Raw genomic sequence first — 19,714 nt, 5'->3', positions numbered from 1 at the left:
TGGCCATGTGCACCCAGGACGCTGCTACCGGACCGGGGTGCGGTCCGGGCGCGATGTGGTGGTCGCGTTCGAGGCGTTGCTGGTGCTTTTCGCGAAATGGTTTTCTGTGCGTGCTGCGGTGAAGGCGGCGAGGCCGGCCGCCGTGGCGATGCTGAGGTCCGGCAAGGAGGGGGCGGAGGTGCCCAGGAGGTGTGAGAGGAAGGGAATGTAGACGGCGGCGACTCCCAGAGCTGCTGCGGCCAGGATGGCTGCCGGGAGGGAGGGGTTGAGGCGGGTGAGTACTCGTTCGCGTAGTCCCAGGGCTATTCCGAGCTGGGCGGCCAGCAGGGCCAGGAACAGCACCGTCTGCCAGGGTCCGCCGGTGTGCCGGGACCACAGGCTGATGCCGAGGCACAGGATCGTGACGAAGATCGACAGTCGCAGGACGCGCTGCCACAGGCCGTCGCCGAGGACGTGTTGCTGCGGCCGGCGGGGCGGGCGGTTCATCGCGTCGGGGGAGGCTGGTTCTGCTCCCATGGCGACCCCGGTCAGGCCGTGGGTGAGGAGGTTGATCCAGAGGATCTGTCCGGCGCGCAGGGGTAGTGCGAGGCCGACCATCGGGCCCAGGAGCATGATGAGGATCTCTGCCGCCCCGCCGGCCAGGGCGTAGAGGAGGAAGCGGCGGATGTTGGCGTAGACCCGGCGTCCTTCTTCGACCGCTGCGATGACGGAGGTCAGTTCGTCGTCGGCGAGGACCAGGTCGGCGGCCTGTCGGGCGACTTCGGTGCCGCGGCGGCCCATGGCGACGCCGATGTCGGCCTGACGGAGTGCGGGGCCGTCGTTGACGCCGTCGCCGGTCATCGCGGTGACCTCACCTCGTGCCTGCCAAGCTTCGACGATGTCGAGCTTCTGCTGCGGCGTGGTCCGGGCGAAGACCCGTATCCGGGTGAGGTCGGGGACCTGGCCTGCCGCCAGTTCCTGGCCGGTGGCCACCAGGTCCGGCTGGGTGGCTTCGTCGCCCTGCAGGATGCCGACGCGCGCCGCAATCGCGCGGGCGGTCGCCGGATGGTCTCCGGTGATGAGGACGGAGGTGATGCCCGCGCGCCGGCAGGCGCGCACGGTCGCCTCGGCCGCTTCCTTGGGCGGATCGCTGATGGCTGCCAGGCCCAGCAGCTTCAGACCGCTTTCTGCCTCCTCCACGCGCCCTGGCAGGTCGGCGCGAGACCCGGCGGCCACGGCCAGGACACGGTAGCCCTCGGCGGACAGGGCGGCTGCCTCCTTGCGTGCCCGTTCCAGCGTGTCGGGCTTCTCGTCGAGCAGTGATGGTTCGAGGACCGCTTCCGGTGCGCCCTTGAGGTAGATCTCGATCTGCCCTCCTGGTGTGCTGTGGAGAGTGGTCATGCGTTTGCGGAGGCTGTCGAAGGGGACTTCGCCGGCCCGGGGCCGGGTGCGGGCGAGGTCTTCCTGGGCGCAGCCTGCTTTCGCGGCGCCGGTCAGCAGGGCGGCTTCCGTGGGGTCGCCGAGGGCGGCCCAGGGTGCGGTCTCTTCGGTGGGCCGTACCAGCGAGGCGTCGTTGCACAGAGCCCCTGCCACGAGGACTTCGCGCACGGCCTCAGCCAGTGCGGGAGCGGGAGCAACGTCGTCGTTCAGGAACTCGCCCACGGGTTCGTACCCGGTTCCGGTGAATGTGACGGTGCCGTGGGGGGTCCAGACGCGTTCGAGGAGCATGCGTCCCTCGGTGAGAGTGCCGGTCTTGTCGGTGGCCAGGACGGTGACCGATCCTAGGGTCTCGACGGCCGAGAGGCGGCGGACCACCGCGTTGCGGGTGGCCATCCGTCGCGCGCCCAGGGCCAGGCCGAGGGTGACCACGGCCGGCAGTGACTCCGGGACGGCGGCGACAACGAGGCTGATCGCGGTGATGGCCATGAGTTCCAGCGACTGACCGCGCAGCAGTCCGAGGGCCAGGACCAGGAGACACAGCCCGACGGTGACGAGGGCCAGCACCTTGCCGAGGCTGGCCAGACGCTTCTGCAAGGGGGTCATCTGCTGCCTGGGATGCATCGATGCTGCGATTACGCCCAGGGCGCTGTGCTCTCCGGTCGCGGTGACCGTGGCCATGGCCCGGCCACGCACCACCACGGTGCCGGCCCGCAACTGTGCCACTTCCGGGTCCGCGCTCCGGGCGTCTTTGTCCGCCGGCACGGATTCGCCGGTCAGTGTTGACTCGTCGACCAGGAGCGCTGCGGCCTGCAGGAGGGTGGCGTCGGCCGGCACGATGTCACCCTCCCCCAGCATCAGGACGTCCCCGGGTACGACGTCGGCGGAGGGCGTCTCCTGCTCCATGCCGTCGCGCAGGACGCGTGCGGTCGGGGCGGTCATGGCGGAGAGGGCTGCGACGGCGTTGTCGGCGCGGACCTCCTGCACCACCCCGACAGTGGTGTTGAACAGGACGACCACGCTGATGATGACCGCGTCGGCGTAGTCCGCGGTGGCGATGGTCAGTGCCACCGCGGCCAGCAGCACAACGATCAGCGGGTCGCGGAGTTGCGCGAAAACCCGGGACCACAGGGAGATCGCGGGGGGCGGAGCGAGAACGTTGGGGCCGTGCTCGGCCAGGAGCCGGGCAGCCTCCTCCTGGCTCAGGCCCTCTTCGCGGGTCGGTTCGGGGTGAAGACCGGACGATACGGGCATGGCGGCTCCGACGGCTCTGGTTGGGCGTCAAGGGTTTGGTGACGTGGTGCGGTGTCCGGCGAGCGGCCGGCCGGGCGGCGAAAGAGGCCGTGTCGCTGCCGGTCTCTGCGCAATGCCATCACGCGTTCGTGGGCGTCAGTTGGTCCAGGCCCAGTCGCTGACCTCGGGGAGGTCGGTGCCGTGTTCGCGGATCCAGGCGTGGTGGCGCAGGCGTACGTCTGCCATATCTTGGCGGACCGCTGCCGCGCGGACGGCAAGGCCGGGGACGCGGTCGATAACGTCCATGACCAGCCGGTAGCGGTCCAGGTCGTTGCGCACCACCATGTCGAAGGGGGTGGTCGTTGTGCCTTCCTCCTTATAGCCGCGCACGTGCAGGTTCGCGTGGCCGGTGCGCCGGTAGGTGAGGCGGTGGATGAGCCAGGGGTAGCCGTGGTACGCGAAGACGACGGGCTTGTCGGGTGTGAACAGGGCGTCGAAGTCCGCGTCCGGCATGCCGTGCGGGTGTTCCTCCCGCGGCATCAGGCGGGCCAGATCGACTACGTTGACGACCCGGACGGCGAGGTCGGGCAGGTGACGCCGCAGGAGCTGGACGGCGGCCATCACTTCCAGGGTGGGGACGTCCCCCGCGCATCCGAGGACGACATCCGGCTCTCCCGTGGGGTTTTCACTGCCGGCCCAGTCCCAGATGCCCGCACCGCGGGCGCAGTGTCCCCGGGCCTCTTCGAGCGTCAGCCAGTCGAAGCACGGCTGTTTGCCGGCCACGACGACGTTGACGTAGTCGCGGGAGCGCAGGACGTGGTCCGCCACGGACAGCAGCGTGTTGGCGTCCGGCGGCAGGTACACCCTGACAACCTCGGGTGACTTGTTGAGGACGTGGTCGATGAAGCCGGGGTCCTGGTGGGAGAAGCCGTTGCTGTCCTGCCGCCACACGTGCGAGGTGAGCAGGTAATTGAGCGAGGCGATGGGACGCCGCCAAGGCAGGCGGCGGGAGGTGCGCAGCCATTTGATGTGCTGGTTGACCATCGAGTCGACGATGTGGACGAACGCCTCGTAGCAGGAGAAGAGACCATGCCTGCCGGTGAGAAGGTAGCCCTCCAGCCATCCCTGACAGGTGTGCTCGGAGAGGATCTCCATCACCCGGCCGTGCGGGTCCAGGTACTCGTCGGTGTCCAGAGTCTGTGCCTGCCACGCCTTGCCGGTCGCCCCGTACACGGCCTGGAGCCGGTTGGAGGCGGTCTCGTCCGGTCCCACGAGACGGAAGTCCCGCCGCTGGGCGGTGTTCTCCATCACCCCTTCGAGCAGGTCCCCCAGGATGCGGGTGGGTTCGTGCAGAGTGGTGCCGGGTTTGTCGACGGCGACGGCGTACTGCTCCAGCGGCGGGACCGGCAGATCGCGGACGAGCAGCCCTCCGTTGGCGTGCGGGCTCGCGCCCAGCCGCCGCGCACCGACAGGCACACTCTCCAGCACGGCCTCCACCGGCCGTCCGGCCTGGTCGAAGAGTTCTTCTGGCCGGTAGGAGCGCAGCCACTGCTCCAACTGCCGCAGGTGGTCGGGGTTCTCCCGAACGCCGGTCAGCGGGACCTGGTGGGCGCGCCACGTTCCCTCCACCGGCAGTCCGTCGACTTCGGCCGGGCCGGTCCATCCCTTGGGCGTCCGCAGGACGATCATCGGCCAGCGGATCCGTCCGGTCACGCCTTCCTCGCGGGCCTTGTGCTGGGCGGTTTCGATCTGGTCGAGCGCGATGTCCATCGCGTGCGCCATGGCACTGTGCACCTGCAGCGGGTCGTCGCCCTCAACGTGGAGGGGCTCATGCCCCACGCCGCGCAGGAAGGCATCGAGCTCCTCCCGGGGCAGACGTGCAAGCACCGTCGGGTTGGCGATCTTGTAACCGTTGAGGTGCAGGATCGGCAGGACCGCTCCGTCGTGGACGGGGTCGAGGAACTTGTTGGAGTGCCACGAGGCTGCCAGCGGCCCGGTTTCCGCCTCACCGTCACCGATCACACAGGCGACGAGTAGGTCGGGATTGTCCAGGGCCGCACCGTAGGCATGGGCCAGCGAGTACCCCAGTTCGCCCCCCTCGTGGATGGAGCCCGGCGTCTCCGGTGCCACGTGGCTGGGTACGCCGCCAGGGAAGGAGAACTGCCGGAAGAGCCGGGCCATGCCGTCGGCGTCCCGGCTGACATCGGGATAGGTCTCGGTGTACGTGCCCTCCAGCCAGGAGTTCGCCAGGACGGCTGGCCCGCCGTGGCCGGGCCCCCAGACGCAGACGGTGTCCTGGTCGCGCTCCCGCGCCGCGCGGTTGAGGTGGGTGTAGACCAGGTTCAGGCCGGGTGAGGTGCCCCAGTGGCCCAGCAGGCGCGGCTTGATGTGCTCGGGGAGGAGCGGCCGTTCGAGCAGCGGGTTGGACATCAGGTAGATCTGGCCGACGGCCAGGTAGTTGGCAGCTCTCCAGTGCGCGTCCAGTGATGTGAGTGTGGCGTCGTCGAGGTAGTGGTCGTCTCCCCGGACAAGGGTGGGCATGTCTTGCTCCTTGACTGATTCCGAGCCGAGCCGGCTTTGGTGTTCAGGCCGCCCGCCGGTGTCTGATGGCCGCCGCAACGACGACGCGGCGCCGCCCCGCCGACAAGGGTTCCGGCCGTGGTGACCGTCGGGGGCGGCCTCGGGCTGTTCTCCATCGTGGTCGCCTCGGCGTGCCGGCAGAGAGGGGCCGGTCGGCCCTGTGCGGGAGCCGGGCGGCCTCTCTTGCCCCGCTGCGGCCGGTGCGAAGCTTGAACTGAACAAACCACGCCCTCGGACCAGCGCCTATCAGGAGGCAAACGTCATGCTCCGACCCGTCATCGTCGGCATCGACGGATCTCCCGAGGCCCTTGCCGCCGCCGGGTGGGCGGCGCGGGAGGCGCAGCGTCACGACGTGGCACTGCGGCTCGTCCACGCCTGGACACGGTCCCCGCACCCCTCCGCCGCTCTGCCTTCGACGACCAGCCAGCATCACTGGGCGCGACGCATCCTGCGCGAGGCCCATGACCATCTCGTTGCCCTGTATCCGCACCTTCCTGTCGAGGAATACGCCGTGGAGGGGACCGCTCCGAGTGTGCTCCTCGAAGTGTCGGCCGACGGGGCGCACCTGGTCATCGGATCGAGGAGCCTCGGCGGGGCGACCGGCTACCTCGCGGGATCAGTCGCGCTGCACCTCACCACCCGGTGCCCCACCCCGGTTGTCCTCGTACGAGCAGGCGAACAGGCCGAAGACGCACATCAGTTGAACGCCGAGGGCCGCAGCGCGACGAATACCCCGTACCGTGACATCGTGCTCGGGGTCGACCTCGCGCACCCCTGCGACGAGGCCGTCGCCTTCGCCTTCGAGTCGGCACGCTCGCGAGGCGCACCGCTGCGCATCCTCCACGGCTACCGTCCTTTGCCGGTAACGGCCACGGGGACCGGGGCCGCGGTCGCGTCCGAAGTGCCCGCGGAGTATGAGGCGGCTCTCGACGCGCTGGTGCTTCCATGGCGGGAGAAATACCCGGAAACAGTAATGACGGCAACGGTGCGGCCGGGCCGTGCACAGAGCCTGTTGCTGCACGCCGCGTCCGAGGCAGGGCTTCTCGTCCTCGGCCGGCACAACCGGCTACGGCCCGGGCCGTACACCGGGCCCGTGATCCAAGCGGCTATGCATCACGCCCGGTGCCCGATAGCCGTGGTGCCGCACGCCTGACCGGCGGTCGGCCGCCCCGCCCTCCTACGGAGGACATACCCGTGCGGGCTTTCGCCCGGAGCGGACCGCACGCGGTCCGCTCCGCCGAATCAGCGAGTCCGGACCAAGCCGACCGGACAAGAGAGAAGGGCGGTCCTCAGGGGACCGCCCTTCGGCCATTCTTCCGGCCGGGCGACCTCCAACCGGCCTGCCGGGAAGGGACCTTCGGCAGGGTCCGAGGACCACCGGACCGGTGCCGGGGCCGGGGCCGCCGGACAGTCTGGACGGGCACACGCATCCACGCGTGGCACGAGCAAGGGCGAGAAACCATGGCGCTGCAACAAAACCCCCGATCCCTCGCGGGCGTCTACCCCCCTGCTTCCCACAGAGGCACGGCGGAGCAAGCGCCCGCTGACGGAACGACCGGCACCGCTCTTCTGCGTACCGCAGCCGTGCTCCGCATCCTTACCGCGTTCACTTTCCTGTGGGCGTTCTTCGACAAGGCTTTCGGCTGGGGATACGCAACCGGGGCCGGTAAGGGGTGGGTGGACGGCGGCTCGCCGACCATGGGCTTCCTGAGCGGTGTCTCGGCCGGCCCAATGGAGAGCACCTTCCATGCCTGGGCCGGTGACGCCTGGGCGGACTGGGCGTTCATGCTGGGACTGCTGGGAATCGGTGTGGCGCTGCTGAGCGGAATCGCGCTACGGCCGGCCGCTCTCGCCGGCACGGCGATGATGGCGCTGATGTGGGCGGCGGAATGGCCTCCCGCCCGGCACCTGTCCGACGGGTCCCCCAGCATGTCGTCGAATCCGGTGATCGACTACCACGTGCTGTACGCCGCCGTCCTCGTCCTGGTCGCCGTGTCACTCGCCGGGCGGACCTGGGGCCTGGGCCAGCCCTGGGCGCGCCTACCTCTCGTACGCGAGAACCGCTGGCTCCTCTGACCCGGTGCCAGCCCCTGCCCTCAGCGCCCGCGCATCACTGTTGCGTTCTTCATCTGGGCCCTGCGGCCCATCGACTACAGGAGCACCGTCATGACGGCACACCCGCAGACCACGACGGGGAGCTTCGGCCACGCCGCCGGTCCCGGCCGGGCGGCCGCCGATCGAGGCCACGTGTCGGCCCGGGGCCGTCCGCATTTGGCCTCCGTGCAGGATGCGGCAGCCGTCGTGTTCGACACCGACGGCGTCATCACCGACTCCGCCAGGATCCACGCGGGCGCGTGGAAGACCGCCTTCGACGCGTGCCTGCGCGCCCATCCGCCGGAGAGCCCTGGAGCGGAGCGGCCCTTCGACGTCCAGGACGACTACCTGCAGTTCGTTGACGGTAAAGCGCGGCTCGACGGCGCCGCGTCGTTCCTCGCATCGCGCAGCCTGCACCTCCCGGCGGGTGGCCCGGACGACCTCCCCGGGACCGGCACGGTGGCGGCGGTCGCCGCCCGCAAGGAGCAGATGTTCACGGAGCGCCTGCGCCGCGGCGGCATCAATGCCTATCCCGGGACTCTCCAGCTGTTGCGGGCCCTGCGCGAGCGTGCCGTGCCGATGGCTGCCGTCTCCGCGTCCCGTCACGCGGGTGAACTGCTGAAACGCGCCGGGGTCCTCGGGTTCTTCACGGTGCTGGTGGACGGGGGCGAGGCCAGGCGGCTGGCGCTGCCGGGCAAACCGGACTCCGCCCTTTTCGTGGAGGCGGCGCGCAGGCTCACCATCCCCGTCGAGCGCATCGCCGTGATCGAGGACGCCCTGGCGGGGGTCGAGGCAGGACGGCGCGGTGGCTTCGGCCTCGTCATCGGCGTGGACCGCACCGCGGGCGAGGGCACCGGCGCCGCGCTCCTGCGACACGGCGCCGACCTCGTGGTCAGGGACCTGTCCGAGTTGTCCCACGATGGGGATAGTCAGCCGTGACGGGATGGACCTGGGAGTATCACGGTTACGACCCGGCCTCGGAACGCCTGCGCGAGGCCCTGTGCACGCTGGGCAACGGGTACTTCGCCACCCGCGGCGCCGCGCCCGAGAGCCCTGCCGGTGACTTCCACTACCCCGGGACGTACGCCGCGGGCTGCTACGACCGGCTCACCTCCACGGTGGCCGGCCAGCAAGTCGACAACGAGGACATGGTCAACCTTCCCAACTGGCTCCCGCTGCGCTTCAGGGTCGAAGCGGAGAGCGACGGCGGATCCTGGCTCACGCCGGACAGCGAGGCGCTGCTCGATCATCACCAGCGTCTGGACCTGCGTGCGGGCACCCTGGAGCGGAGCATGCGCTACGCGGTGGGGGACGGCCGTGTTCTGTCCGTGCGGCAACTGCGACTCGTACACATGGGTGACCCTCATCTCGCCGCTCTGCGCACCGAGTTCACCGCGGACGGGTGGGAGGGCGTCGTGGAGGTCGAGGGAGCCTTGGACGGAGCGGTCACCAACAGCGGTGTGGCGCGGTACACCCAGCTCGACGGCAGGCACCTGATCGATGTCCGCACCGGGTGCGGCGCGGCGGACTCGGCCTGGCTGACCTGCCGCACCCGTACATCCGATATCCGTATCGGCATGGCCGCCCGCCTCACCACCACCATCGGCTCCGTCGAGCACCGCCGTACCGACCCTGGTGCGCAACGGGTCACCCAGGTGTTGGGCCTCTGCCTCGCGTCGGGCCGTCCGGTCGCGGTCGACAAGGTCGTGGCTCTGCATACCTCCCGTGATCCCGCCATCGGTGATCCCCTGGGTGCTGCGGTCGAGCGGGCCGGGCGGGCACCGGGATTCGAGGAGCTCTTCGTCTCGCACCGCGCCGCCTGGCAGCAGCTGTGGAACAGCGCGGAGCTGGACGTGCCGGGCAAGTCGGGTGACATCCTGCGGCTGCACCTCTTCCACGTCCTGCAGACGCTCTCCCCCCATACAGCCGACCTCGACGTCGGCGTCCCGGCGCGTGGTCTGCACGGCGAGGCGTACCGGGGCCACATCTTCTGGGACGAACTCTTCGTCCTGCCCTACCTGAATTCGCACTTCCCCCAGGTCTCCCGCGCCCTGCTCACCTACCGCCACCGGCGCCTCGGCCAGGCGCGGAACGAGGCCCTCGCCGCCGGCCGGACCGGGGCGTGCTATCCCTGGCAGAGCGGGAGCGATGGCCGCGAGGAAACCCAGCGGCTGCACCTCAACCCCCGCTCCGGGCGATGGCTGCCCGACCACTCACGACTCCAGCACCACGTCGGATCGGCGATCGCCTACAACGTGTGGCAGTACTGCGAGGCCAGCGGCGACACCGAGTTCCTGCACACCAAGGGCGTGGAGATGCTCACCGAGATCGCCCGTTTCTGGGCGGATCTCGCGACCTACGACGAGAGCACCGGGCGCTACCGGATCCGTGGCGTGGTCGGCCCCGACGAGTACCACGACGCTTTCCCCGGCTCCTCGGCGCCGGGCCTGGACGACAATGCCTACACCAACGTCACCGCCTCCTGGGTACTCGCCCGGACGCTCGACCTGGTGCGCTCACTGCCGCAGGTGCGCAAGGACGAACTACGGGAGCGAACCGGTCTGCGGGAAAGCGAGCTCGTCCGTTGGGACGAGGTGTCACGAAAGCTTCGGGTGGCCTTCCACGATCGAGTCATCAGCCAGTTCGCAGGCTACGAGACGCTCGCCGAACTCGACTGGGACGCCTACCGGGCGCGCTACGGCGACATCCGCCGGCTCGACCGGATCCTGGAGGCGGAGGGCGACACGGTCAACCGCTACCGGGCGTCGAAGCAGGCCGACGTCCTCATGCTCGGCTATCTCTTCTCCCCGTCCGAACTGCGTCAGGTCTTCGCCCGGCTGGGCTACGAACTGGACGACGCGTTGTGGAGCAGGACCGTCGACTACTACCTGCGGCGTACGAGTCACGGCTCGACCCTCAGTGGACTGGTGCACGGCTGGGTACTGGCCCGCGCGCGGCGTGCGGATGCATGGACGTACGTCGAGGAGGTCCTGGCGGGTGATGTCGCCGACGTCCAGGGCGGCACCACGCAGGAAGGCATTCATCTGGGTGCCATGGCGGGCACTCTGGACCTGGTCCAGCGCGGGCTCACCGGTCTCGAAACACGCAACGGGGCGCTGTGGCTCGACCCGGTCTCCCTGCCGCAGCTCTCCGAGTACGGCTTCTCCCTGTGCTATCAGGGACATGTGGGGATCACCGTGCAGGTGCGGGCCGGAGACCTCCGGATCAGCGCACCCGCGTCCCAGCGGTCACCGATCGACATCAGGCTTCCCACCACAACGCGGTCCCTCGCCCCGGGGGAAACCTGCTCCCTGCCGCTACACGACCGGTGACGCACACTCTCTGGGCGCGACCCGGCGGACCGGGCAGCAGGGGCCGTTCGGGGGTGGCCAGGGACCAACGGCCCCTGCTGCCAGGCCCCATGGCGGAGAAAGAGTGGGGGCATCCCGTAGACGACTCCAGCAGGAGGCTTGCATGCCCCGTACCGTGACCGCAGGTACCGACCATTCGCGAGAGAGTCTGGCAGCAGTGAAATGGGCCGCCAGTGAGGCAGCACGGCGAGGGCTGCCGCTTCGGCTGCTCCACGTCCGGGAAGCATCACCGGCGGTGAGCGCTTCGCTCACCGGTTCCGAGAGGGCGGGGTGGCCCTACGGCGGACCGCAGTTGGCGGCGCAGGCCCTGCGGGCACGGCATCCGGGCCTCGAAGTGGAAACCGATGACGTTTGCGGCAGGCCGGCCGAAGTCCTCTGCGCGGCGGCGAGGGACCAGGAACTCCTCGTGCTCGGCTCACGAGGGCTGGGGCGACTGGCGGGTTTCCTTCTCGGCTCCGTTTCGCTGTCAGTCATCGCCCACAGCACCACACCGGTCGTCCTCGTCCGTGCGGAGGACACCTCCTCCGCACGGGAGTGGCAGACGTCCGGCGACGTCGTCGTCGGTGTGGACACCTCCCAGCCGTGCGACGCCGTGCTGGAGTTCGCCTTCGCCCACGCGGAGCGGCACGGGCTCGCGCTGCGGGCGCTGCACAGCTGGCGGCTGTCCCCCGTGTTCGCCAGCGACCCGACAGGCGCGATGCTCTCCGTCCAGACCGAACTGGACACGTTGACGAACGAGTCCCTCACGGAGGCTCTCGCGCCCTGGCGGGAGAAGTTCCCCAGCGTCCGCGTCACCGAGCAATGCCAGCTGGGTCACCCCGCACACGACCTCGTGGAAGCATCCCTCGATGCCGGTCTCCTCGTCGTCGGCCGCAAGGAGCGCTATTCGGCCCCCGGCATACACATCGGTTCCGTCGCACACGCGGTGCTGCACCACTCCAAGACCGCGGTCGCCGTAGTACCTCACGCCTGACCAGGCGCAATCCCGCACGGGAACTCCAGCGGCCGACGCCAGGTCGAATGCCGCACGGGGCAGATACCGCCCCACCTCGCCGAAGCAGCGCTTCGGCCAACGAAAGGCAGGCCGCCCCATGCCGCACACGACAGCACTCAGTCCCCCTTCCAGCGTGTCCCACTCCCGGCAGGGAGACCTGGGCCGGCGCATCTCCACACGTCGAGAGCAACTCGGACTGACTCACCAGGAGGTCGCAGCCCGATGCCGCTCGGCGGCCGGGTACATCAGCTACCTGGAGGAACAACCGGTCACCTCACCCGGCATCGGGTTCCTGATCACCCTCGCCGACGCCCTGGAGACAACGGTGGCCGAACTGACGGGAGGCACCGCAGACCTCCCGCCCGGAACCGGAAGGGCCCCCTACCATCCGCAGTTCACCGAGCTCGGTGCCGGAGAATGCCGTCGGCTGCTGGGCACGCACGGCGTCGGACGGGTGGGCATCTCCACACCCGAAGGGCCCCTCATACTGCCGGTCAACTACACCCTCCTGGAAAACGCGATCGCCTTCCGCACAGCCCCGAACACCCCGCCCGCAGCCGCCGCGGGAAACCGGATCGCCTTCGAGGTGGACCGCATGGACGACGCCCTCAGCCAAGGGTGGAGCGTCCTCCTGGTCGGCGTGGCACGCGCGGTCACCGACATCGTCCAGGTCAGTCTGCTGGACAAGAAGGCACTCTCCCTGCCGTGGGCTGGGGGCAACCGCAGCCTGTGGATCACGGTCGTCCCCACCCAGATCACCGGCCGCCGGATCGCTGCCCGCAACACCCACTTCGCATCCACCACCACGGGACCCGAACTGCGGTAGTCGGCCCACCGACCCGGGCCATGGTGGAGCGCACCGTCGGGGTCTTTGACCCCTGCTGGTCACCTGCCCGCACGCCGGCCCGCTCCTCTCAGGGGGTGGCGGGGACGGGTGTCCCGTCCCTAGCGACTCAGCGCGGGAACACGCCACACCAGGCGGGTTCCGCCCCCCTCCGGTGAGGACAACTCCAGTGTGCCGCCGCATTCCTCGGCACGGTCGGTCAGGTTCCGCAGGCCGCTGCGGCGGCTGCCAGCACCGATCCCGACCCCGTTGTCGCTGACGGTCAGCGCCACCTGACGTCCATCGGTCTGAAGAATGACGTCCACCCGCGTCGCCCGTGCGTGGCGGGCGACGTTGGCCAGGCTCTCACCGAGGGCGGCCAGGACATGGTCGGCGACGGGCCGGGGAACCTGGGTGTCGAGCAGGCCCTCCTTGCGCAGGCTCGGCGAGAAGCCGAGGGCGGCGGCCGCGCCGGCGACAGCCCGCACCGTGCGGGCCCGCAGACTCTCCCCGTCTCCGCTCACGTCCGTCCGGAGACCGAAGATCGTGGAACGGATGATCTTGATGGTCTCGTCCAGGTCGTCGACCGCCCGCTCCACCCGCTCCGACGCCTCAGGGTGATCGATGAACCGCCCGGCACTCTGCAACGTCATCCCCGTCGCGAACAGCCGCTGAATAGCCAGGTCGTGCAGGTCACGGGCGATACGGTCATGCTCCTCCAGGAGCACCATCTGCTCGGCGTCCCTGCGCCGTTCGGCCAGCTCCATCGCCACAGCTGCCGTACCGGCGAAGCCGAGAACGAGGCTGGTCTCCTCGGCCATGAAAGGCTCACGCCCCTCGGCGCGGACAAGCAGCAGAACACCGCGCACGCCGGTGCCGGTGCCGATGGGGACCGCCACGGCCGGCCCCAGTGCTGCGGGCCAGGCCGGATCCGCCGCGAGCCGCACAGTGTCCGCATCCTCACTGGTGACTGCTGCCGCGCGGGCGAACGCAGCACCGATCAATCCGCCGGTCACCACAGGAGACGGGCCTTGGAAGGTTTCGGACTCCAGCCCGCTGGCCACTTCCACGACGAAGGAGTCTCGCTCAGGCGTGGGCAACGCCACCACGACCAGGTCCGCGCCGGAGATCTCACGTGCACGGTCGGCGATCAGAGCGAGCACAGCGCCGCGCGGGCTGCCGGAGAGCAGACTGTGCGTGACCTCGGCCGTCGCCTGCACCCACAACTCCCGCTGCTGCGACCTCTCGTACAGGCGGGCATTGTCGATGGCCACCCCAGCCGCCACGGCGAGGGTGGTCAAGATCGACTCGTCCTCGGCATCGAACTGGGCGCCGCCCAGCTTCTCGGTGAGGTACAGGTTGCCGAACACCTGGTCACGGATCCGAACCGGCACTCCCAGAAAGCTGTCCATCGGGGGATGACCGGCGGGAAATCCGTAGGAGGACTCATGCTCCGAGAGCTTCGCCAGACGAAGGGGCTCGGGGTGCGCGATCAGCTCACCCAGAATGCCGTGACCCGACGGCGACGAGCCGATCGAGGCGACCTCCTCATCTTCCATACCGACGGTCAGGAACTGGACGAGCTTCTCATGATCGGGCCCGATGACGCCGAGAGCCCCATACCGTGCCCGGACCAGGGTGGTAGCCGCTTGCACTACGTGCCGCAGAACATGTTCCAGGTCCAGATCACGGCCGACGGACGTCACTACCTCCATCAAGTCATGAACCCGGTCCCGGGTGCTGTGCGCCGCGTCCAGTCGGTGCTGGAGGAGAGCGAGTCGCTTCGCGCACGCCTCGGTACAACTGTCTTGGGTGTACGACACCGACAACACTCCTCAGACTGCGGGAGAAGACTCATTTCGGAACTGCGGGTAGCACGAGAACCTCGCAGGCGCTCGGACACGTGGCGAGACCCGGCAGGTCAGTGGTACCGCTTGGTCTCCGCGACGGCTAAGCGTGTCTGGGCCGACTCTCGCCGTGGCGTGTCTCGCCGTCCGCTCCCCTAGGTACCTGGGCAGCGATGACGGCGGCCTGCACCCGTCGTTCCACTCCGAGCTTCGCCAGGAGGCGAGAAATATGGTTCTTGATCGTCTTCTCGGCGAGGAAGAGCCTCTGTCCTATCTCACGATTGGTCAGACCCTCGCCGATCAGCGCGAGGATGTCACGTTCCCGGTCGGTGAGACCGTACAGCGCATCCCCTTCGGACTCCTCGCGGTCGTCCCCGCGTAGCCGCGACATCAACCGGGCGGCCGCACTGGGGTCCAGCATCGAGCGGCCGGAGCCAACCGTGCGTACCGCCGCCACGAGGTCACCGCCCTGGATTAGCTTGAGGACGTATCCGGACGCCCCGGCCATGATGGCGTCGAGCAGGGCTTCCTCGTCATCGAAGGACGTGAGCATCAGGCAGGCGAGGTCGGGCATGCGCGAGCGGAGTTCGCGACAGACATCCACACCGTTACCGTCCGGGAGCCGAACGTCGAGCACCGCCACGTCCGGGCGCAGGGCAGGAATCCGCGTCAGAGCCTGCTCCGCGGTCCCCGCTTCCCCGACGACGCTGATGTCAGGTTCGTCACCGAGAAGATCACGCACTCCGCGCCGGACCACTTCGTGATCGTCAAGAAGGAAAACCCGGACCGGGTTCTCAGCACTGTGTGAACTGCTGTCCTGCATGGACCGCTCCTCAGCGCTGTTGGACGCGAATCTGCGGGAACAGGTGTTCCCGCAGAGTCAAGAGTGCAGCATTACTCGTTCTGCGGCCAGGACCGGCGCTCCCCCCTCAAATCCCGGGAGAGCAGCAGCACCGCTCGCCGGTCCTGACCGCATCCGCCTGCTCGCACAGCCAGCCGCAAGGAGTGGGGCGACGGCGACTATCGACGGCACCACACCGAGCATGCCGCCACCCTCGGCATCGGCATGGAGATCACCGCCCGCAGGTCTGGCAGGAGGGGGTTCACCCGCTCCGAAACCGTAATCCACATGGCCCTGACCGACCTCATGGCCCACCGCCTCAACAGCGGGGACCTCATCAGTCCCCGCCTCACAGCGGACAACGGACAAACCTGAACCCTGTCCATAACTTCGGCTCCGCCGCCCAGCCCGGGGCAAGGGCGGAGTTGTTCACGGGTTCGGCGAGCATCGGCTCGGGCAGCGTCCAGACCATGACCGTCAGCCTCCCGGCAACCGGCCTCACCCGCGCTTCCGGCTCGCCGGACTGAAGAGCGCCGCAGCCGTGTGCTTCAGGGCCGCGGCCTACTCCTGGCGGAGGCCTGTCTCCGGGGCGCAGACCTCGCACGGGGCAATGTCCGGTTCGCAAAGCGCGGTCGCCGCTTCACGGTCGATGAGCGCCCCGGACTTGTAGAGGCCGCAGCCGCCACGGTGCAGCAGGGCGGTCTCGGCGGAGCGCTGGGGCTGGATCTTCCACATCTGCTCGGCTCGGGCCCGCCCGGACCGGCGCCGCTCGGCCTGCTCGGCGCTCTCCAGCTCGCGAACCCTCCTCTCCGCGTGCCGGAGCTGGTAGCGGAGCCACTCGACCAGGGCCCGGTTCTTGTCCAGGTCGGATATGTCTCCGCCCGGCATGGCTACGCCGCCGCCTCGCCCTGAGGCTCAGGGGTCTCGTGCACGTGCTTCAGCTGCATCCGGGCGGCAAACAGGTCGCTGCCCTTCAGCGATTCCCAGAAGGGGTGGGTCAGCACCTGGGTGCTGAGCTCCAGCAGCCGGGCCCGGTAAGCGGCGACCTGCTGGCGCTGCTCCTCGGTGTAGCCGGGGCTGTCGGGCTTGGAGGACCGGTAGCCGGAGTGGAGCTGCTTGTCCCCCTCCCATCCGGCCATCGGCTCCGCCGACCACGGGAGAGTCGTGGCGTACTGCTCGTACTCGGCCTGGGTCTGGTGACGGGCGAGCTGGGCTTCGCGCAAGTCCTGGGGGAAGTCGTACCTGGTCACATCTCTAATGCTACGTCTGTTCGAATCTGGGAGGCCGGGCGGCACGCGACACCCCTACCGGGCCACGCCCGATCGGCGGCAGGTTTGGGGCCTGCCCTGCATCGTTCCGCCAGCGCGCTGTGAGATCAGGCCGGAGCGTCCCTCTCGCGGCGAGGGACAGCGGGGCGACCGTTCGGCGACTCTGCGGCATGTCTGCCTGGTTCCGTGGCCCGGAGGGTGCAGCGTGGTTCGCGGAGCCCGTCCGGTCGCCCGTCGCACGTCGTCCGGACGGGCCGTCTCCCTCCGGTCGGCCGCCATGCACGGGGCCGCTCGCCGTGGCCTCCTCCGTGGTGGGGTGGCCTTGTGTGGCAGGCTGCTGGTCATGGAACGGCGCGGGGCCGACTGGTCCGATGATGAATGGCTCGACGAAGCCCGCCGGATCCGTCACGCTCTTGCCGCCCTCGGCGATCACCTGTCGGCGTAGACCCGAACATGCACCGGTCGGTACGCATCAAAGTGCACGTCCTCTGTCCCGTCTTCAGCGCGCGGTCCGATCTGCAGCTTCTCGGGTGATGTCGGCGTAGATGCGGAAGAGGGCTGGGCGGGCTTCGCCGCCTCCTCGTTCCTGCAGGACTGCCCAGCAGCGGGCGATGAGCTCCCGAGCCTGGGTGCCGGGCCAGGGCTGGGGCAGGAGCTGAGGAGGCAACAGCGGGTCGGGCTCCATGGCGCGGGTGAGTTCGGCGGCAAGTTCGACCGCGATGGTGAGGAGTTCGGACGGGGAGAGTGCGGCAGGGCCGGTGAGCCGGGCGAGGCGGGGCTGGGCGATGCGGCTGAGGCGGTGGTAGCGGTCGGCGATCTCCTGCAGGGACCACAGGCGGCGGGCGAGTTCGACAGGCTCGTGGATGTCGCCCTTGCGCAGGTCGGTCGTGGTGAGAAGGGTGAGCGCACCATGGGCGCCGAGGCGATGGGCCGCTTCTTCGACGTACGGTTCCCAGGCGTTGGCGCAGACGTACAGCCCGCCCTGGAGCGGGGCGCCGCCGAGGTGGACGAGCGTCTCGCGCAGGACGTCCCGGGCCGTGCGCGCCGATTCGGGCACCGCGAAGGCGGTCAGGTGCCAGACACCGTCCCAGGGAGCGAGCCCGGCGTCTTGCTGGAAGGCGTGCCGGAGGAAGTCCGTGTTGGGAGCCAGGGCACGCGTGGTGTCCGCGGTCGCGTGCAGCTGCGCCTTGCGGCCGCGGCCCTCCTGGGTGAAGCGGCCCTCGGCGACGAGGCGTTTGACGCACAGCCGTACCTGCTGGTCGCTCATGCCCAGGGTGTTGGCGACGGTGTAGAGCTCGTCCGCGCCGACGGTGCCGTCCTCGCGGATCAGCGCGTGGACGAGCATGCGGGTGGGGACCTCGATGTGGTCCGCCTCGGTGCTCATAGTTCTTTCGCCCCTCTCGTTCCGACGGCGCGACGCATGGCGGTCACCGCGCCGAACCCCAGCAGCCCGCGCAGGTAGGGCGTGCGCTCGGTCCGCACGGCCGTGAAACCGCGCCGCTCGTACAGGGCCCTGGCGCGCGGATTGGTGTCGATCACGTCCAGTCTGATCTCCCGGCAGTGCTGCTCTGCCGCGACGGCGGCCACCTCCTCGATGAGCAGGCTTCCGACGCCACGCCCGCGTATGCCCGGGGCCACGGCGATGCCGTCCATGACGAGCTGTCCGGGGGCCGGGTGGCGTTCGAACAGGGCGAGGAGCAGGAGTCTGTGCAGTCCTCGCAGGTGTCCGTACGCGCGCAGCACGGCGGAGGCAGGTCCCCCGGTGAGGGCGCGGCCGCCGAGTTGGTAGCCGGCGAGGCCGACGAGCTGACCGTCGAGGAGCGCGCACACCGCGCGATCGGCGTTCAGGTGGGCGGCGATGAAGGGCACCGCCTTTTCCGGCGGGTTCAGGGCAGGGCCGAGTTTGCGGCCGAAGGCGTCCCAGTACAGCTCGGCCGCCCGCCGCTCGGCGCCGGCCGGAAGGCCCCGCCGGACCGTCACCGGTCCAGTGCCGGTGTCCGTCGTGTCCCGTCCCATGCCGTGCCCTCTTTTCTCACTGCACTCCGAAACTCAAAACTATCATTCTCGCGACGATCGTGCTTGTGCTGATAGTTTTGGGCTCGCTCACCCGAACAGAGGCGGTCAGATCCCATGCATCCCAAGATCCAGCCCCGACGGCGCGGGCTCCGCATAGCCGTGTGGTCACTCGTCGCGGCCCTGGTCGTGGCCGCCGGTCTCGTCGGCGTGGTGCTGTGGCAGCACTCCTACGCCATGGACGAGCAGCGGGTATCGATCCGCCACGGCGGCCACACCCTCACCGGAGTACTGGCCACTCCCCAGGACGGCCGCAAACGCCACGGCCTGGTCGTGTACGTCCACGGCGACGGCCCCGTCGACGCCACCCACGACGACGGATACAGGCCCATGTGGGAAGCGAACGCCGAGGCCGGCTACGCCTCCCTGTCATGGGACAAGCCCGGCGTCGCGGGCACGCCCGGGAACTGGCTCGGCCAGTCCATGGACGACCGCGCCGACGAGGCAGCCGCCGCCATCGCCTGGGCGCGCACCCGCCCGGACATCGACGGCGACCGGATCGGGCTCTGGGGCGTCAGCCAGGCGGGCTGGGTCCTGCCGAAGGTCGCCGCCAAGACGCCCGTGAGCTTCGTCATCGCCGTCTCGCCCGCGATCAACTGGCTCCAGCAGGGTCGCTACAACCTCCTAGCCGAGCTGCGCGCCGACGACGCGTCAGCAGGCCGTACCAACGCGGCGATCGCCAAGAGCGACGCCACCCGACGGCTCCTGGAACGCCACGCAACCTTCGAGGAATACGTCAAAGCCATGGGCGGCGACGCAGACGGCATGACCGCCGATCGCTGGGGCTTCATCTCCAAGAACTACACCGCGGACGCCACGCAAGACCTTCGCGCCCTGCGCGGCGTACCGGTGCTGCTGGCCCTCGCGGGCCATGACATCAACGTAGACACCGCCGACACCGAGCGTGTCTACCGCGAGGTGCTGGGCGCAGGCGGTGCATTGACGGCCAAGCGCTACCCGGACGCGACGCATTCCCTTGTCAAGCGGTCCATCGAGCAGTCGGACCTCAAGATCACGCTCACTGCGCTCTTCTCGCCCCGCTCGCTCTTCGCGGACGGATTCCTGGACGGCCAACGAGAGTTCTTCAAAGATGTCGACCGAGGCGGCGACGCCACTCCATGACGGTCCGGCAAGATCGGCCATGGCGCGTGGTGCACGTTCGCGTGTACCGCCC

At 69.5% G+C, this 19,714-nt stretch carries 15 protein-coding genes; 7 read left to right on the top strand and 8 right to left on the bottom strand.

Annotation, left to right across the window (positions count from 1 at the left end):
* Positions 1 to 24: 24 nt before the first annotated feature.
* Together ACK8N7_RS00075 and ACK8N7_RS00070 are read right to left on the bottom strand one after the other, a co-directional pair.
* On the bottom strand, positions 25 to 2,670 hold the full coding sequence (locus ACK8N7_RS00075; RefSeq protein WP_500440271.1) for a cation-translocating P-type ATPase: 2,646 nt from the start codon (positions 2,668 to 2,670) through the stop codon (positions 25 to 27).
* Positions 2,671 to 2,805: 135 nt separating this feature from the next.
* Positions 2,806 to 5,190, bottom strand: coding sequence for a phosphoketolase family protein (locus tag ACK8N7_RS00070; RefSeq protein ID WP_500440270.1), 2,385 nt, complete (start codon positions 5,188 to 5,190; stop codon positions 2,806 to 2,808).
* A 301-nt stretch (positions 5,191 to 5,491) separates the two neighbouring features.
* On the opposite strand from ACK8N7_RS00070, the gene ACK8N7_RS00065 reads away from it, so the two are divergent.
* The 6 genes from ACK8N7_RS00065 to ACK8N7_RS00040 all read left to right on the top strand — a co-directional run bounded on the left by ACK8N7_RS00065 (position 5,492) and on the right by ACK8N7_RS00040 (position 12,514).
* Positions 5,492 to 6,382, top strand: coding sequence for a universal stress protein (locus tag ACK8N7_RS00065; RefSeq protein ID WP_403218622.1), 891 nt, complete (start codon positions 5,492 to 5,494; stop codon positions 6,380 to 6,382).
* A gap of 308 nt (positions 6,383 to 6,690) precedes the next feature.
* Entirely contained in the window at positions 6,691 to 7,305 is a 615-nt protein-coding gene (locus tag ACK8N7_RS00060) for a hypothetical protein (RefSeq protein WP_500440269.1), read from the top strand.
* Positions 7,306 to 7,395: 90 nt separating this feature from the next.
* Entirely contained in the window at positions 7,396 to 8,262 is an 867-nt protein-coding gene (locus ACK8N7_RS00055) for an HAD family hydrolase (protein ID WP_500440268.1), read from the top strand.
* Positions 8,259 to 10,655 (top strand): glycoside hydrolase family 65 protein, encoded by a 2,397-nt coding sequence (locus ACK8N7_RS00050; protein WP_500440267.1) that lies wholly within the window; start codon positions 8,259 to 8,261, stop codon positions 10,653 to 10,655. The genes ACK8N7_RS00055 and ACK8N7_RS00050 overlap by 4 nt, the downstream gene beginning before the upstream one ends.
* Before the next feature lie 142 nt (positions 10,656 to 10,797).
* On the top strand, positions 10,798 to 11,667 hold the full coding sequence (locus ACK8N7_RS00045; RefSeq protein WP_403218629.1) for a universal stress protein: 870 nt from the start codon (positions 10,798 to 10,800) through the stop codon (positions 11,665 to 11,667).
* 154 nt (positions 11,668 to 11,821) lie between these two features.
* Entirely contained in the window at positions 11,822 to 12,514 is a 693-nt protein-coding gene (locus ACK8N7_RS00040; RefSeq protein ID WP_500440266.1) for a helix-turn-helix domain-containing protein, read from the top strand.
* Between the two features lie 119 nt (positions 12,515 to 12,633).
* On the opposite strand, the gene ACK8N7_RS00035 is transcribed toward ACK8N7_RS00040, so the two are convergent.
* The 6 genes from ACK8N7_RS00035 to ACK8N7_RS00010 form a co-directional block, all read right to left on the bottom strand.
* Positions 12,634 to 14,334: a sensor histidine kinase gene (locus tag ACK8N7_RS00035; RefSeq protein ID WP_500440265.1), complete on the bottom strand. Its 1,701-nt coding sequence runs from the start codon at positions 14,332 to 14,334 to the stop codon at positions 12,634 to 12,636.
* 127 nt (positions 14,335 to 14,461) lie between these two features.
* Positions 14,462 to 15,181, bottom strand: coding sequence for a response regulator (locus tag ACK8N7_RS00030; RefSeq protein ID WP_500440264.1), 720 nt, complete (start codon positions 15,179 to 15,181; stop codon positions 14,462 to 14,464).
* A 579-nt stretch (positions 15,182 to 15,760) separates the two neighbouring features.
* Positions 15,761 to 16,087, bottom strand: a complete 327-nt coding sequence (locus ACK8N7_RS00025; RefSeq protein ID WP_500440263.1) for a DUF6233 domain-containing protein — start codon at positions 16,085 to 16,087, stop codon at positions 15,761 to 15,763.
* Positions 16,088 to 16,089: 2 nt separating this feature from the next.
* The gene (locus tag ACK8N7_RS00020) at positions 16,090 to 16,449 is read right to left on the bottom strand and encodes a DUF8825 domain-containing protein (RefSeq protein WP_500440262.1); all 360 of its coding nucleotides are present in this window, start codon (positions 16,447 to 16,449) and stop codon (positions 16,090 to 16,092) included.
* 517 nt (positions 16,450 to 16,966) lie between these two features.
* A complete protein-coding gene (locus tag ACK8N7_RS00015) occupies positions 16,967 to 17,851 on the bottom strand; it encodes a PaaX family transcriptional regulator C-terminal domain-containing protein (protein WP_500440261.1) in 885 nt (294 codons plus the stop codon).
* Positions 17,848 to 18,483 (bottom strand): GNAT family N-acetyltransferase, encoded by a 636-nt coding sequence (locus tag ACK8N7_RS00010; RefSeq protein ID WP_371237536.1) that lies wholly within the window; start codon positions 18,481 to 18,483, stop codon positions 17,848 to 17,850. Before ACK8N7_RS00010 ends, ACK8N7_RS00015 begins: the two co-directional genes overlap by 4 nt.
* 114 nt (positions 18,484 to 18,597) lie before the next feature.
* Here ACK8N7_RS00010 and ACK8N7_RS00005 point away from each other — a divergent pair, with 114 nt between their 5' ends.
* Positions 18,598 to 19,662 carry an alpha/beta hydrolase family protein gene (locus ACK8N7_RS00005; protein ID WP_500440260.1) on the top strand — a complete coding sequence of 355 codons (1,065 nt, stop codon included), beginning with the start codon at positions 18,598 to 18,600 and terminating at the stop codon, positions 19,660 to 19,662.
* Positions 19,663 to 19,714: the final 52 nt, after the last annotated feature.

This window comes from Streptomyces griseobrunneus (genome assembly GCF_046713465.1).
Lineage (GTDB): Bacteria > Actinomycetota > Actinomycetes > Streptomycetales > Streptomycetaceae > Streptomyces > Streptomyces microflavus.
Note: the sequence above shows the minus strand (reverse complement) of the source record. Positions and strands in the feature narration are given on the sequence as shown.